The organism is Streptomyces sp. NPDC021020, from assembly GCF_044333285.1.
Lineage (GTDB): Bacteria > Actinomycetota > Actinomycetes > Streptomycetales > Streptomycetaceae > Actinacidiphila.
Map to the genome: position 1 here is coordinate 67,420 of NZ_JBIRQQ010000005.1, position 14,102 is coordinate 81,521.

Sequence of the window (14,102 nt, forward strand, 5' to 3'; positions counted from 1 at the left end):
GCCCGGAACGCCACCCCGCTGCTGCATTCCACTACCCGACCATCTGCCGCCCCAACCATGCAACCCGATCATCGTGTCAGATGCACGGTTGAGACGTTGTCGCGCAACGCCCGGCGTTTGAGACCATGTATCCGTGAGCTACCCGTACGAAGCACCAGTGTCCCAGGAACTGTTCGACCGCGCGGCGGCCGTGACCCCAGGAGGCGTGAACTCCCCGGTCCGTGCCTTCCGCGCCGTGGGCGGTACGCCCCGTTTCATGGTGTCCGGTACGGGTCCGTACCTGACCGACGCCGACGGCCGCGAGTACGTCGACCTGGTCTGCTCGTGGGGCCCGATGATCCTGGGCCACGCGCACCCCGAGGTCGTCGCGGCCGTACGGGACGCCGTGACGCGCGGTACGTCCTTCGGCACCCCCGGTGAGGGCGAGGTCGCGCTCGCCGAGGCGATGGTGGCCCGGGTCGAGCCGCTGGAGCAGGTGCGGCTGGTGTCGTCCGGCACCGAGGCGACGATGTCCGCGATCCGGCTCGCGCGCGGGTTCACCGGGCGCGCGAAGGTGGTGAAGTTCGCCGGGTGCTACCACGGTCACGTCGACGCGCTGCTGGCCGCCGCCGGTTCGGGCGTGGCGACCTTCGGGCTGCCCGACACCCCGGGCGTGACCGGCGCGCAGACCGGCGACACGATCGTGCTGCCCTACAACGACCTGGACGCCGTACGGGCCGCCTTCGCCGCCCACCCCGGCCAGATCGCCTGCGTCATCACCGAGGCCTCGCCCGGCAACATGGGCGTCGTCCCGCCCCGCGACGGCTTCAACGCCGGCCTCAAGGAGCTGTGCGCGGCCGACGGCGCCCTCTACGTCTCCGACGAGGTCATGACCGGCTTCCGGGTCAGCGCCGCCGGCTGGTACGGCCTGGACGGGGTGCGCCCCGACCTCATGACCTTCGGCAAGGTCATGGGCGGCGGCTTCCCGGCGGCGGCCTTCGGCGGCCGCGCCGACGTCATGGCCCTGCTCGCCCCGGCCGGCCCCGTCTACCAGGCGGGCACCCTGTCGGGTAACCCGGTGGCCACCGCCGCCGGCCTCGCGCAGCTGCGGCTGCTGGACGACGCGGCCTACGCGCGGCTCGACGCCGTCTCCGCCGAGATCCAGGCGCTGGTCACCGAGGCCCTGGCCAAGGAGGGGGTCGCGCACCGGATCCAGACGGCGGGCAGTATGTTCTCCGTCTTCTTCACGGACGAGGACGTCCGTGACTTCGAGGCGGCCAAGCGGCAGGCGGCGTACCGCTTCACCCCGTTCTTCCACTCGATGCTGGCGCAGGGCGTGTATCTGCCCCCGTCCGCGTTCGAATCCTGGTTCGTGTCCACCACGCACGACGAGCGGGCCGTGGAGCGCATCGCCGCCGCGCTGCCGGCCGCCGCACGAGCCGCAGCGGAGGCGCGCGCATGAGTTCCGGGACTGACGGGACCGACGGAATCGACCGGACCGACCGGACCGACGAGCTCACCGTGGTGCACCTGATGCGCCACGGCGAGGTCCACAACCCCGACGGGGTGCTGTACGGCCGCGCGCCCGGCTACCACCTCTCCGAGCTGGGCCGGAAGATGGCCGACCGGGTCGCCGAGCACCTCGCGGACCGCGACATCACGTACGTCGTCGCCTCGCCGCTGGAGCGCGCCCAGGAGACGGCGACGCCGGTCGCCGCCGCGCACGGTCTGGAGCTCGCGACGGACGGCCGCCTCATCGAGGCGGCGAACATCTTCGAGGGCAAGACCTTCGGCATCGGCGACGGGGCGCTGCGCCGCCCGGCGAACTGGAAGTACCTGACCAACCCCTTCCGCCCCAGCTGGGGCGAGCCGTACGTCGACCAGGTCGTCCGGATGAGCGCGGCGCTCGCGGCCGCGCGGGATGCCGCGCGGGGGCACGAGGCGGTGGCCGTCAGCCACCAGCTGCCGATCTGGGTCGTGCGCTCGTGGGCCGAGCGCAGGCGCCTGTGGCATGACCCCAGGCGCCGGCAGTGCACGCTGGCCAGCTTGACGAGTTTTACGTATCGGGGGGACGAGATCGTGTCCGTGGGCTATTCGGAGCCCGCGCTCGATCTTGTGCCTGCGCATCTGCGCGGGGGCGGGGCGAAGGCCCCGAAGGGGGCGAGCAAGGCGTTCGGGGCGTAGGCCCCCGGGAGCCCCCCTTACGCAGGGGCCGTGCCCCGTAGGGGCGCGGGGAACTGCGCGCTCAGCCCTCCACCGGCCGGTGGTCCGGTACGGACCGTACTGCCCCTTTGGGTCGGTGGCGACGTGACGGTACGTCGTGGCTGGTCGCGCAGTTCCCCGCGCCCCTAAAAACGCTCGCCCCGCGCCGCAGCGCAAAACGCTCACCCCGCGCGGCAGCGCATGTGCGTACCCCGGGAGGGGGAAGGGGTCCCGCCATGTGGGGGTAATTAATAGGATTTGACCACAATCATATAAAGCGTGAGGAACGTGTGGACGGCAAGGCGGGCGTCCACACGTAGACCGCCCGGAGCCGCACGGCAAGTGCATCGTGCCGAGAGACGGGACCCACGCATGAGTGGAATGAGCCGAAGGAGTCTGCTGACGACAACCGCGGGGGCCGCGGCCGGGCTGGCCGTCGCGGGGTGCGGGGCCGGGAAGGGTGGCGGCGGCGAGGGGGGCGGTGCGCGGCGGACGGGGGAGCCGTCGGGGGCCAGCGGGGCGCACGCCCCGACGCGGACGGTGACGCTCATCGGGGACGGGTCGACCGCGCACACCGGCGCGCAGCCGTACCAGCCGACGGTCGACCGGCTGGAGCCCGGGCAGACGCCGCCGCAGTTCGTGGTCTTCTCGTGGGACGGCGCCGGCGAGATCGGCAACGGGCTCTTCCCGCGGTTCCGCAAGCTCGCCTCCGACCACGGCGTGTCCATGACCTTCTTCCTCAGCGGGCTCTACCTGCTCCCGGAGGACAAGAAGCTGGACTACGCCCCGCCCAACAGCCCGCTCGGCGCCTCCGACATCGGCTACCTCGCCGACGACCACCTGCGGATGACGCTCGACAACATCCGGCAGGCGTGGCTGGAGGGCCACGAGATCGGCACCCACTTCAACGGCCACTTCTGCACCGGCACCGGCAGCGTCGGGCGGTGGACCCCGGCGGACTGGAAGAGCGAGATCGACCAGGCCAAGACCTTCGTGACCACCTGGAAGACGCAGACCGGCTGGCACGGCGAGGAGCCGCTGCCCTTCGACTACGAGAAGGAGCTGGTCGGCGGCCGCACCCCGTGCCTGCTCGGGCAGAACAGCCTGCTGCCGACGGCGGCGGCGCTGGGCTGGCGGTACGACGCCAGCTCGCCGGGCGGCAACCAGAGCTGGCCGTCGAAGAAGCTGGGCCTGTGGGATTTCCCGCTCCAGCTCATCCCCTTCCCCGGGCACACCTTCGAGGTGCTGTCGATGGACTACAACATGCTGGCCAACCAGTCGCACGCGGCGACGCAGTCCGACCCGCGCAACTACCCGTACTGGCGCGAGCAGGCCACCCAGTCGTACATCGCGGGCTTCGAGCGGGCCTACCAGACGAACCGGGCGCCGTTCTACATCGGCAACCACTTCGAGGAGTGGAACGGCGGGATCTACATGGACGCGGTGGAGGCGGCGTTCAAGTACATCGCGGCCGCCGGGCACGACGACGTGCGCATGGTGTCCTTCCGGCAGCTCGCGGACTGGCTGGACGCGCAGGATCCGGCGGTGCTGGAGCGGCTGCGCGGACTGGAGGTCGGGGAGAAGCCGTCGCAGGGCTGGAAGGAGTTCATGACGCTGCCCGCCTCCCGCACCACGCCGAAGCCCGCGGGCACCACCGCCTCGCCGCCCGCCCCCGTCGTCTAGCCGTCCGCCCGAAGTCCGCCCGGCGGCCATCACCTGGTCCTTACTTGGGGCGATTGCCGCTTTTGGTGCCGGTGTCGGGGGTGTGGAAGATCGCCCCGGGGCCCATGCGAAACTTTTCACATGAGTCCTACCCGCGCCCCCCGGCGCCGTACGCCGCGCCGTGCCGCGGCGCTCGCCTGTGTCGCGGCCGTGGCGTCGCTGCTGAGCGCGTGCTCGTCGTCGAGCGGGTCGACGTCGTCCAGCGGCTCGAACTACGTCAGCGGCAGCGGCGTGATCACGTACGTCAAGGCGGGCGACCGGCAGACGGCGCCCGAACTGGCGGGCAAGACCGTGGACGGCGGGCACGCGGACCTTGCGGCGTACAAGGGCAAAGTCGTCGTCATCAACATCTGGGGCTCGTGGTGCGCGCCCTGCCGCGCGGAGGCGCCGCACATGGCGTCGGTGTCGCAGGCCGACGTGTCCAAGGGCGTGCAGTTCCTCGGCATCAACACCCGCGACCTCGACATGTCGCCCGCGCAGCAGTTCGTGAAGCACTACAAGATCCCCTACCCGAGCCTGTACGACCCGGCCGGGAATCTGATCCTGAAATTCCCCAAGGGCAACGTCAACCCCGCCTCGCTGCCCGCCACGCTGGTCGTCGACCGGCACGGGAAGATCGCCGCGCGGGTGCTCGGCGCCCTCACCGAGGACGGGCTCAACGAGATGATCGACAAGATCGTCGCGGAGAAGTGACGTGGGCGGGAACGGCGCGCTGACCTCCCTGGCGTTCGACCAGACGCACACGGTCCTGACCGGTGCGCTGCTCGCCGCCATACCGGTCGCGATGTTCGCCGGCCTCATCTCCTTCTTCTCGCCCTGCGTCCTGCCGCTCGTCCCCGGCTACCTGTCGTACGTGACCGGCGTCACCGGCACCGACCTCGGCGACGCGCGGCGCGGGCGGACGCTCGCGGGCGCGGCGCTGTTCGTGCTCGGCTTCAGCGCGGTCTTCGTGTCCGGCGGGGCGCTGTTCGGCAACTTCGGGCAGACGCTGCAGGTGCACAAGGACGTCCTGACGAAGATCTTCGGGTCGCTGACCATCGTGCTGGGCCTGGCCTTCATGGGCATGGTCGGCGGGGTCACGCAGCGCGAGTTCCGCTTCCACGTCCGGCCCACGATGGGGCTGGCCGGGGCGCCGCTGCTCGGCGTGCTGTTCGGGCTGGGCTGGACGCCCTGCGTCGGGCCGACCCTGACGGCCGTCAACACGCTGGCCTTCAGCGACGCCAGCGCGGTGCGCGGCGCGGTGCTGATGGCCTTCTACTGCGCCGGGCTCGGCGTGCCGTTCATCGTGGCGGCCATAGCTTTCCGCCGTACGCTGGGCGCCTTCGCCTGGGTCAAGCGGCATTACGCGTGGGTCATACGGACCGGCGGAGTCATGCTCGTGGCGGTCGGCATCCTGCTGGTCACCGGAGTGTGGGAACACATCACCTACCAGATGCAGATCTGGTCGAGCGGCTTCACTTCAGGGGTCTGAACCCATGAGCATCACGGAGAAAACCGGGAACGCCGGGACGGACGGGGGCGCCCCTGGCGCCGACCGGTCCGAACGCGACGACCTCGGCGCGGCGGGCGCGCAGCTGAGCACCGCCCCCGCCGACAGCCTCAACGAGGCGCCGGGCCTCGGGGTGCTGGGCTGGCTGCGCTGGATGTGGCGGCAGCTGACCTCGATGCGGATCGCGCTGATCCTGCTCTTCCTGCTGTCGCTCGCGGCGATCCCCGGCTCGTTCTTCCCGCAGCACAACGACCAGCTCAAGGTCGACGCCTTCAAGGCGCGGCACACCGTGATGGCGCCGCTGTACGAGCGGCTCGGCCTCTTCCACGTCTACAGCTCGCCGTGGTTCTCGGCGATCTACATCCTGCTCTTCGTGTCGCTCGCGGGCTGCATCGTGCCGCGCACCTGGCAGTTCGTCGGCCAGCTGCGGGCCCGCCCGCCGGCCGCGCCGCGCAACCTGACCCGGCTGCCCGCGTACAGCACCTGGCGCACCGAGGCGAGCCCGGAGGAGGTCGCCGAGGCGGCCCGCAAGGTGCTGCGCGCGCGCCGCTTCCGCACCAGCGTGACCGGCACCTCGGTCGCGGGCGAGAAGGGCTACCTGCGCGAGTTCGGCAACCTGCTCTTCCACGTCTCGCTGTTCGGCCTGCTGATCGCCTTCGCGCTGACGTCGCTGGAGAAGGCCGAGGGCGGCAAGCTGATCGTCGAGGGCGACGGCTTCGTCAACAACCTGACGTCGTACGACGACTTCAGCGGCGGCACTTGGTACGGCGGGGACGACCTCCAGCCCTTCGGCTTCAAGCTCGACAACTTCGAGTCGAAGTACGCCACGAGCGGCCCGGAGAAGGGCACCGCCCTCAAATTCCAGGCGAACATCCGCTATTACACCGGCACCGACGACTCGAAGACGACCAAGGGCGCGATCTCGGTCAACCACCCGCTGAGCATCGGCGGCGAGAAGGTCTACCTCATCTCGCACGGCTACGCGGTCAAGGTCACCATCACCGACGGCCAGGGCAACGTCGTGCACACCACCGTGCCGTTCCTGCCGCAGGACTCCGCGCTCACCTCGGTCGGCGTCATCAAGGCCCCGGACGCGATCGGCAAGGACGGCAAGGAGGACCAGCTCGGCTTCCGCGGCATCTTCGCCCCGACCTTCGCCACCAGCACCACGCTCGGCATGTACTCGACCTTCCCGACGCTCCAGAACCCGCGGCTGGCCCTCAACGCCTTCCACGGCGACCTGGGCCTCGACTCCGGTCTCCAGCAGAACGTCTACAAGCTCGACGAGACGCACCTGAAGCAGTTCACGAACCCCGACGGCTCCCCGCTGTCCGACCTGCTCGGCGTGGGCGACACCATGAAGCTGCCGGACGGCGCGGGCACCCTGCGGCTCGACGGCGTCGCGACCTGGGCCAGCTTCACCGTCTCCCACCAGTCCGGCAACCTCGGCGCCCTGGTCAGCGGGATCGGCGCGATCCTGGGCCTGGCCGGCTCGCTGTTCATCCAGCGCCGCCGGATCTGGGTGCGGGCGAGCGCCGGGAAGGACGGCGGGACGGTTGTCGAGCTCGGCGGCCTGGGCCGCAGCGAGTCCGCGAGGATCGCCGACGAGCTGGGCGACGTGGCCGTCCAGATGCTGCCCGACGCGCCCGTCACGCCGGAACCCGGCAGCGACGGGGACGACGGCACGCCACCCACCGAGTCCAAGTCAGGACCTGACACCCCAGCGACCGACGACGAAGGAGCGCGCGCGTGAACATCGCGGCCGCGGTCAACGAGAACTTCGCGAACTACAGCAACTACATGATCCGCTCGGCGATGTTCGTGTACGCGCTCGCCTTCCTCGCCCACCTCGCCGAGTGGGTCTTCGGCGGGCGCAGCAAGGTCGCGGTGCAGTCCGCCGCGCTCACCGAGGAGGCGCGCGCCGAGCAGGCCGCCGCCGAGGCGGCCGAGACGGCCCGCAAGAAGGCGGCGCAGCAGGTCACGGTCAAGACCGCGGGCGGTACCGTCACGCTGGAGCGCCCGACCGTCGTCACCCGCGCCTCGGCGAGCGACCGCGGCATGGAGGACGGCCCCGGGGCCGCGGGCGGCGACGAGAAGGGCGACCTCTACGGCCGGATCGCGGTGTCCTTCACGGTGCTCGCGTGGCTGCTGCACGCCGGCGGCGTGGCCTTCCGGGCCGCCTCGGTGGAGCGCGCCCCGTGGGGCAACATGTACGAGTTCTCCACCACCTTCGGCGCGGTCGCCGTGGGTATGTACCTGCTGCTGCTCGCGCTGCGCAAGAACGTCCGGTGGATCGGCCTGTTCCTGACCACGTCAGTGCTGCTGGACCTGGGCCTGGCCCTGTCCGTCCTCTACACCAGCAGCGAGCAGCTGGTCCCGGCGCTGCACTCGTACTGGCTGTGGATCCACGTGTCGTGCGCGATCATCTCCGGTGCGATCTTCTACCTCGCGGCCGTGGGCACGCTGCTCTTCCTCTTCCGCGACCACTACGAGGTCGCGGTCGCCGCGGGCAAGGACGGCAACGGGCGCTGGGGCGACATCATGCGGCGGCTGCCGGCGGCGGCGACGCTGGACAAGTTCGCGTACCGGATGAACGCGCTGGTCTTCCCGCTGTGGACGTTCACCATCATCGCCGGCGCGATCTGGGCGCAGGCCGCGTGGGGCCGCTACTGGGGCTGGGACCCCAAGGAGACCTGGGCGTTCATCACCTGGGTCGCGTACGCCTGCTACCTGCACGCGCGCGCCACCGCGGGCTGGAAGGGCCGCAAGGCCGCCTACCTGGCCCTCGTCGCCTTCGCGTGCTTCCTGTGGAACTACTACGGCGTCAACATCTTCGTCAGCGGCAAGCACTCCTACGCCGGGGTCTGACCCGGCGCCGCCGGGCGGGATGCGAGACTGGGGCCCATGGCTTACGACGATCTCCGCTCGTTCCTCCGGGCTCTGGAGAAGGAGGGCGACCTGCGGCGGATCACCGCCGAGGTCGACCCGTACCTGGAGGTCGGCGAGATCACCGACCGGGTCAACAAGGCCGGCGGCCCCGCACTGCTCTTCGAGAACGTGCGGGGCTCGGTCGCGCCGCTCGCGATGAACGTCTACGGCACCGACCGGCGGCTGCTCAAGGCGCTCGGACTGAAGTCCTACGCCGAGATCGGCGAGAAGATCGCCGGGCTGCTCAAGCCCGAGCTGCCGCACGGCTTCGTCGGCGTCCGGGAGGCCTTCGGCAAGCTGTCCGGGATGCTGCACGTGCCGCCGAAGAAGGTCAAGGACGGGCCCGTCCAGGAGGTCGTGCTGACCGGCGACGACGTCGACCTCGACGCGCTGCCGGCGCTCTTCACCTGGCCGCAGGACGGCGGCTCCTTCTTCAACCTGGGCCTGACCCACACCAAGGACCCCGAGACGGGTGTGCGCAACCTGGGCCTCTACCGGCTCCAGCGGCACGACCGGCGCACCATCGGCATGCACTGGCAGATCCACAAGGACAGCCGCAACCACTACCAGGCCGCCCAGCGGCGCGGCGAGCGGCTGCCCGTCGCGATCGCCTTCGGCTGCCCGCCCGCCGTCACGTACGCGGCGACCGCCCCGCTGCCCGGCGACATCGACGAATACCTCTTCGCGGGCTTCGTGCAGGGCAAGCGGATCGAGCTGGTCGACTGCAAGACCGTGCCGCTCCAGGTGCCCGCGCACGCCGAGGTCGTCATCGAGGGCTGGCTGGAGCCGGGAAAGACGCTGCCGGAGGGTCCGTTCGGCGACCACACCGGCTTCTACACCCCGCAGGAGCCCTTCCCGGCGCTCACCGTCGACTGCGTGACGATGCGGAAGAAGCCCGTCGTGCAGTCGATCGTGGTGGGCCGGCCGCCGACCGAGGACGGGCCGCTGGGCCGCGCCACCGAGCGCTTCTTCCTGCCGCTGCTGAAGGTCATCGTCCCGGACATCGTCGACTACCACCTGCCGGAGGCGGGCGGCTTCCACAACTGCGCGATCGTCGCGATCGACAAGAAGTACCCGAAGCACGCCCAGAAGGTCATGCACGCGGTGTGGGGCGCCCACATGATGTCGCTGACCAAGCTGATCATCGTGGTGGACGCCGACTGCGATGTCCACAACCTGCACGAGGTCGCCTGGCGGGCGCTCGGCAACACCGACTACTCCCGCGACCTCACCGTCGTGGAAGGACCCGTCGACCATCTGGACCACGCCTCCTACCAGCAGTTCTGGGGCGGCAAGGCCGGGATCGACGCGACCCGCAAGCTGCCCGAGGAGGGCTACACGCGGGACGGGGGCTGGCCGGAGATGGTGCTCTCCGACCCGGAGACGGCGGCGAAGGTCGACCGCCGATGGAGGGAGTACGGCCTGTGAGCGCGGACCTGGCGACCCCGGATCTCGTCGGACCCCAGCCCCGGCCCGACGGCAGGGTGCGGGCCTTCCTGCGGCTGGTGATGATCGAGCACTCGGTCTTCGCCCTGCCCTTCGCCTACATCGCGGCGCTCACCGCGATGTTCCGCGACGACGGCCATGTGCACTGGGGCGAACTGCTGCTGGTCACCGTGGCGATGGTGGGCCTGCGGACCTTCGCGATGGCCTGCAACCGGATCATCGACCGGGAGATCGACGCCCGCAACCCGCGTACCGCGACCCGCGAACTCGTCACCGGCGCCCTGTCGGTGCGCACCGCGTGGACGGGCGCGCTCGTGGCGCTCGCGGTCTTCCTGGGTGCGGCCGCGCTGCTCAACATGCTGTGCCTGGCGCTCGCGCCGGTCGCGGTGGTGCCGATGGTCGTCTACCCCTACGGCAAGCGCTTCACGAACTTCCCGCACGCGATCCTGGGCCTGGCCCAGGCCATGGGCCCGATCGGGGCATGGCTCGCGGTGACCGGCTCGTGGTCCTGGCCGCCCGTCGTCCTCGGCCTCGCGGTGGGCGTGTGGATCGGCGGCTTCGACCTCATCTTCGGCTGCCAGGACGTGGCCGCCGACCGGGCGCACGGCGTGAAGTCCGTCCCCGCGCGCTTCGGCATCCCGGCGGCCCTGCACGGCGCCCGCGGCAGCCATGTCGTGACGACCGCGCTGCTCGTCTGGTACGGCACCCTGACCGACGCCGGGGGCTTCTGGTGGACGGGCCTGGCGATCGTCGCCGGGGCCTTCCTCTACGAGCACTCCATCGTCCGGCCGCACGACCTGAGCCGGCTCAACCGGGCGTTCTTCACCGTCAACGGCGTCATCGGCATCACGCTCTTCGCCTTCGCGCTGTGCGACCTGCTCGCGCGCGGCCTCGGCGGCTGAACCACCGGGACCGCGCGCGGGCGGCGACCGTCCGGGCTGTCAGGACAGTCCGGACCGTCCTGGCTAGAGGTTGCTGAAGTCGCCGAAGTCGCCGGTGTCGTCGGCGTTGTCCGAGCCGTCGTCGGAGCCGCCGAGCTGCGCCATGACCAGGCCCATCAGATCCTGCGGGTTGAGCTGCTGGGCGCCGGAGGGCGCGCTGACCGGGTCGGCGTCGCCGTCGATCGACAGGTCCAGCGGCAGCTTGCCGTGGATGGTGTCGTCGAGCTGCGCGAGGTCGACGGTGATGTGGGTGAGCTTGCCGCCCTTGATGGCCAGGTCCACGTTGACCGTCTTGTTCGGGACGTCGTCGAGGTCCTTGGTCACGTTGCCGGGCAGCGACTTGGAGAGCGAGCCGAGGCCGTTCTCCAGGTCCTTGACGAGGGTGCGGGCCGGGATGGACGCCTGGATGTGGTCCGCGCCGTCCGTCGTGCCGAGGTCGGTGAGCTTGGCGTCGCGGGTCAGCGACTCGCGCAGCGGGCCGATGAGCTGCGTGAGGCTCTTGCCGGCGAGGTCGGTGGGCAGCGCCGTCGGCAGGCCGCCGGGCAGGCCGAGGCCGGCCAGCGGGTCGTCGTCGCCGGAGCTGTCGGAGTCGCCGGAGGTGTCGCCGCCCTGCGAGCCGAGGGACTTGAAGAAGTCCTCGAAGGCCTTCGGGTCCAGCGACACCCAGCCGCCCTTGACGAGGGCCTTGACCGAGGCGTAGTTGGACGGCATCTGGTCCGCCGACCCCACGATGCTGTCGAGTTCCTGGAAGTCCTTGTCGGACGGGTCGAGCTTCGCGATGGCCTTCAGGTCCACCTTGACGTACACCTTCTGGTCCACCGACCGCAGGCCGACGAGCGTGGTGCCGTCCTTGCCGTCCGAGGCGCCGGAGGCGACGCTGAGGCCGAGGTTGCCGCCCTTGTCGCCCTGCTTGACCTGGGCGAAGGGCTTCGGGGAGCTGAGCGCGGCGCTGATCCTCAGCCCGGCGAGCATCTTGGCGTCGGACAGGTCGAAGTCGTCCTGGTCCTTCATCGCCGCGTAGATCTGCTGCGCCGAGCCGTCGAAGGACAGCCCGACGGTGACGGCCTTCTGGTCGCCGAGGTTGGTGAAGGCGTTGGTGACCTTGCCCTGCGGGGTGCTGGGCTCGTCGTTGCCGCAGGCGGCGGCGCCCGCGGTTATCAGTGCCACGACTGCGGCGGCGGCAAGACCCTTGCGGATGCTGTTGATGTCGAACTCCTCGTTCGCCGCCGAGCACTTCCGTACTCGCGGACTTTGCACAATCTTGACTGAAGGTTACCTGTGCGGGCGCTGTGCTTTCGACGGGATATGTGTGCTGATGTCACGCCCTTCCGCTGCCGGGACCCGGCAGCGGAAGCGGGCGCTCCGTCAGGGGGCCTGCGCCGCCGAGCGGTCGCGGAAGAGGAACGCCGCCGCGACACCGCCGGCCAGACCGAACAGATGCGCCTGCCAGGACACCCCGGTGGCCGTCGGCAGCACGCCCCACAGGATCGACCCGTAGAGGACGCCGACGATCAGGCCCACGATCACGTCCAGCGCCCGGTGGTCCACGAAGCCGCGCACCACCAGATAGCCGAACAGGCCGAACACGAGCCCGGACGCGCCGAGCGTGACGCTGTGCGCGGGAGCCGTCAGCCACACGCCGAGCCCGCTGACCAGCACGACCGTCAGGGCCACCGCGAGGTAGCGCGCTATGCCGCCGAGCGCGGCGATGAAGCCGAGCACGAGCAACGGCAGGCTGTTGGACGCCAGATGGGAGAAGCCGACGTGCAGGAAGGCCGCCGGGACGATGTCCAGCAGCTCGCCGCCCTGCCGCGGGGAGATGCCGTAGGTGTCCAGCCGCTGACCGCTCAGCGCGTTGACCACTTCGATACCCCACAGCAGCGCGAGCCAGCCGGCCATGAGGATGCCCGCGGCGGCCACTCGGCCGCCGGCCCGCACGGGGGCGAGCAGCGCGCCCGACACGCTCATGACCGCCCCCCGCCGTCCGCGGTGTGTCCGTGACCCACGGCCAACCCCCCTGACTCCCCCGAGACTCCCCGGCCGCTCCCCTTACCCCTGGAAGACGCGGGCAGCCCCCGCCGGGTTCCCTCCGCGGCGGCCCTCCGGCGCGCCGGTTACCCTCGTCGGCGTGGACGACGACCAGCAGGGGCAGCCCCGGGAGGGCCGGAAACCGCAGGCCGGACGGCCCCGCACCCCGTGGGTGGTGGGCATCTCCGGCGCCTCGGGCACCCCGTACGCCGCCGCCGTGCTGCGGGCGCTGCTGGCCGCGGGCGAGGACGTCGACCTCGTCGTGAGCCGCGCCGCCCGGCTCACCCTCCTGGACGAGACCGGCGGGCCCTTCCGCGACGCCCACTGGCGCGAGGACCTTGCCCGGCTGCTCGCCCGCGGGGCCGACGGCGACCCGGCCGCCTACCCCGTGCCCGGCCTGGACCGGGTACGCCACTGGCCGGCCGGCGACCTGGCCGCCGGACCGTCCTCCGGCTCGTACCCGGCCCGGGGCATGCTGATCGTGCCGGCCAGCACCGCGTGCGTGGCCGGGGTCGCGCTCGGGCTGTCCAAGGACCTGCTGCAACGCGCCGCGAGCGTGACCCTCAAGGAGCGCCGCCCGCTGGTCGTGGCGGTGCGCGAGACGCCGCTGAACGGCCAGACGCTGCGCCACCTGGTCGCCCTCGACGACGCCGGGGCCGCGGTCCTGCCCGCCTCGCCGGCCTTCTACACCGGCGCTGCGCACATCCAGGACCTCGTCGACTTCGTCGCCGGCCGCGTCCTGGACGCCGCCGGGGTGCCGCACACCCTCTACCGCCGCTGGCAGGGCGGCCTCGGACAGGCACATGCGCAGGGCGCGGGACCCGCCATGCCTTAGATTCGTGTCCAGCAGGCGCAGTCGCGGCACGAACAGGAGGGTCCCCCCTGATGGACGCGGTGGACAGACAGCTCATCCAGGCGTTGCGTGAGAACGGCCGGGCGTCGTACGCCGAACTGGGCCGGCTGGTGGGGCTGTCCGGCCCCAGCGTCACCGACCGCATCAACCGCCTGGAACAGGCCGGGGTGATCACCGGCTACCGCGCCACGGTCGCCCCTGCCGCCCTCGGCCTCGGTGTGACCGCGCTCGTCGGCCTCCAGCTCAGCGACGCGGCCGACCACGAGGACGTCGCCGAGCGGCTGCGCGCCCTGGACGAGATCGAGGACTGCTGGTTCATCGCCGGGGACGACTCGTACATGCTCAAGGTCCGGGTCAACGACGTGGACGGTCTGGAGGCCACGATCCGCCGGCTGTCCGGCACCGCGGGCGTGGCCCGTACCCGTACCACGATCGTGCTGTCCACGAAGTGGGAGAACCGGGTCGGGGCGCTGCCCGAAGAGACCGGAGCGTAGGGTCGGAGGCCGGGACGCCG

The 14,102-nt window shown here is 71.2% G+C and carries 13 protein-coding genes; 11 read left to right on the forward strand and 2 right to left on the reverse strand.

Features of this window, described 5'->3' with window-relative positions:
* The first annotated feature begins 133 nt into the window (after positions 1 to 133).
* The 9 genes from hemL to mqnP all read left to right on the forward strand — a co-directional run bounded on the left by hemL (position 134) and on the right by mqnP (position 10,668).
* Positions 134 to 1,441, forward strand: coding sequence for a glutamate-1-semialdehyde 2,1-aminomutase (gene hemL / locus ACH4SL_RS15430; protein ID WP_398445483.1), 1,308 nt, complete (start codon positions 134 to 136; stop codon positions 1,439 to 1,441).
* Entirely contained in the window at positions 1,438 to 2,163 is a 726-nt protein-coding gene (locus tag ACH4SL_RS15435; protein WP_398445485.1) for a histidine phosphatase family protein, read from the forward strand. Before hemL ends, ACH4SL_RS15435 begins: the two co-directional genes overlap by 4 nt.
* Before the next feature lie 390 nt (positions 2,164 to 2,553).
* Positions 2,554 to 3,864: a hypothetical protein gene (locus ACH4SL_RS15440; protein WP_398445487.1), complete on the forward strand. Its 1,311-nt coding sequence runs from the start codon at positions 2,554 to 2,556 to the stop codon at positions 3,862 to 3,864.
* Between the two features lie 120 nt (positions 3,865 to 3,984).
* Positions 3,985 to 4,596: a TlpA family protein disulfide reductase gene (locus tag ACH4SL_RS15445; RefSeq protein WP_398445489.1), complete on the forward strand. Its 612-nt coding sequence runs from the start codon at positions 3,985 to 3,987 to the stop codon at positions 4,594 to 4,596.
* Position 4,597: 1 nt separating this feature from the next.
* Positions 4,598 to 5,374, forward strand: coding sequence for a cytochrome c biogenesis CcdA family protein (locus ACH4SL_RS15450; RefSeq protein ID WP_398445491.1), 777 nt, complete (start codon positions 4,598 to 4,600; stop codon positions 5,372 to 5,374).
* Between the two features lie 4 nt (positions 5,375 to 5,378).
* Positions 5,379 to 7,145, forward strand: a complete 1,767-nt coding sequence (locus tag ACH4SL_RS15455) for a cytochrome c biogenesis protein ResB (RefSeq protein WP_398445493.1) — start codon at positions 5,379 to 5,381, stop codon at positions 7,143 to 7,145.
* Positions 7,142 to 8,260 (forward strand): c-type cytochrome biogenesis protein CcsB, encoded by a 1,119-nt coding sequence (gene ccsB, locus ACH4SL_RS15460; RefSeq protein ID WP_398445495.1) that lies wholly within the window; start codon positions 7,142 to 7,144, stop codon positions 8,258 to 8,260. The genes ACH4SL_RS15455 and ccsB overlap by 4 nt, the downstream gene beginning before the upstream one ends.
* 36 nt (positions 8,261 to 8,296) lie before the next feature.
* A complete protein-coding gene (locus tag ACH4SL_RS15465) occupies positions 8,297 to 9,748 on the forward strand; it encodes a menaquinone biosynthesis decarboxylase (RefSeq protein ID WP_398445497.1) in 1,452 nt (483 codons plus the stop codon).
* Positions 9,745 to 10,668, forward strand: coding sequence for a menaquinone biosynthesis prenyltransferase MqnP (gene mqnP, locus ACH4SL_RS15470; RefSeq protein ID WP_398445499.1), 924 nt, complete (start codon positions 9,745 to 9,747; stop codon positions 10,666 to 10,668). The genes ACH4SL_RS15465 and mqnP overlap by 4 nt, the downstream gene beginning before the upstream one ends.
* A 63-nt stretch (positions 10,669 to 10,731) precedes the next feature.
* On the opposite strand, the gene ACH4SL_RS15475 is transcribed toward mqnP, so the two are convergent.
* Both ACH4SL_RS15475 and ACH4SL_RS15480 read right to left on the reverse strand, forming a co-directional pair.
* On the reverse strand, positions 10,732 to 11,964 hold the full coding sequence (locus tag ACH4SL_RS15475; RefSeq protein ID WP_398445501.1) for a hypothetical protein: 1,233 nt from the start codon (positions 11,962 to 11,964) through the stop codon (positions 10,732 to 10,734).
* Positions 11,965 to 12,072: 108 nt separating this feature from the next.
* Positions 12,073 to 12,675, reverse strand: coding sequence for a rhomboid family intramembrane serine protease (locus tag ACH4SL_RS15480; protein ID WP_398445503.1), 603 nt, complete (start codon positions 12,673 to 12,675; stop codon positions 12,073 to 12,075).
* A gap of 160 nt (positions 12,676 to 12,835) precedes the next feature.
* Between ACH4SL_RS15480 and ACH4SL_RS15485 the strand changes: the two genes are divergently transcribed.
* Together ACH4SL_RS15485 and ACH4SL_RS15490 are read left to right on the forward strand one after the other, a co-directional pair.
* Positions 12,836 to 13,570, forward strand: coding sequence for a UbiX family flavin prenyltransferase (locus ACH4SL_RS15485; RefSeq protein WP_398445505.1), 735 nt, complete (start codon positions 12,836 to 12,838; stop codon positions 13,568 to 13,570).
* A 50-nt stretch (positions 13,571 to 13,620) separates the two neighbouring features.
* Entirely contained in the window at positions 13,621 to 14,082 is a 462-nt protein-coding gene (locus ACH4SL_RS15490) for an Lrp/AsnC family transcriptional regulator (protein ID WP_398445507.1), read from the forward strand.
* Positions 14,083 to 14,102 lie beyond the last annotated feature (20 nt).

Coding starts and splice junctions, on each gene's coding strand:
- ACH4SL_RS15435 (WP_398445485.1), top strand. CDS start 1,438: ATGAGTTCCGGGACTGACGGGACCGACGGAATCGACCGGACCGACCGG.
- ACH4SL_RS15440 (WP_398445487.1), top strand. CDS start 2,554: ATGAGTGGAATGAGCCGAAGGAGTCTGCTGACGACAACCGCGGGGGCC.
- ACH4SL_RS15445 (WP_398445489.1), top strand. CDS start 3,985: ATGAGTCCTACCCGCGCCCCCCGGCGCCGTACGCCGCGCCGTGCCGCG.
- ACH4SL_RS15455 (WP_398445493.1), top strand. CDS start 5,379: ATGAGCATCACGGAGAAAACCGGGAACGCCGGGACGGACGGGGGCGCC.
- ACH4SL_RS15465 (WP_398445497.1), top strand. CDS start 8,297: ATGGCTTACGACGATCTCCGCTCGTTCCTCCGGGCTCTGGAGAAGGAG.
- ACH4SL_RS15480 (WP_398445503.1), bottom strand. CDS start 12,675: ATGAGCGTGTCGGGCGCGCTGCTCGCCCCCGTGCGGGCCGGCGGCCGA.
- ACH4SL_RS15490 (WP_398445507.1), top strand. CDS start 13,621: ATGGACGCGGTGGACAGACAGCTCATCCAGGCGTTGCGTGAGAACGGC.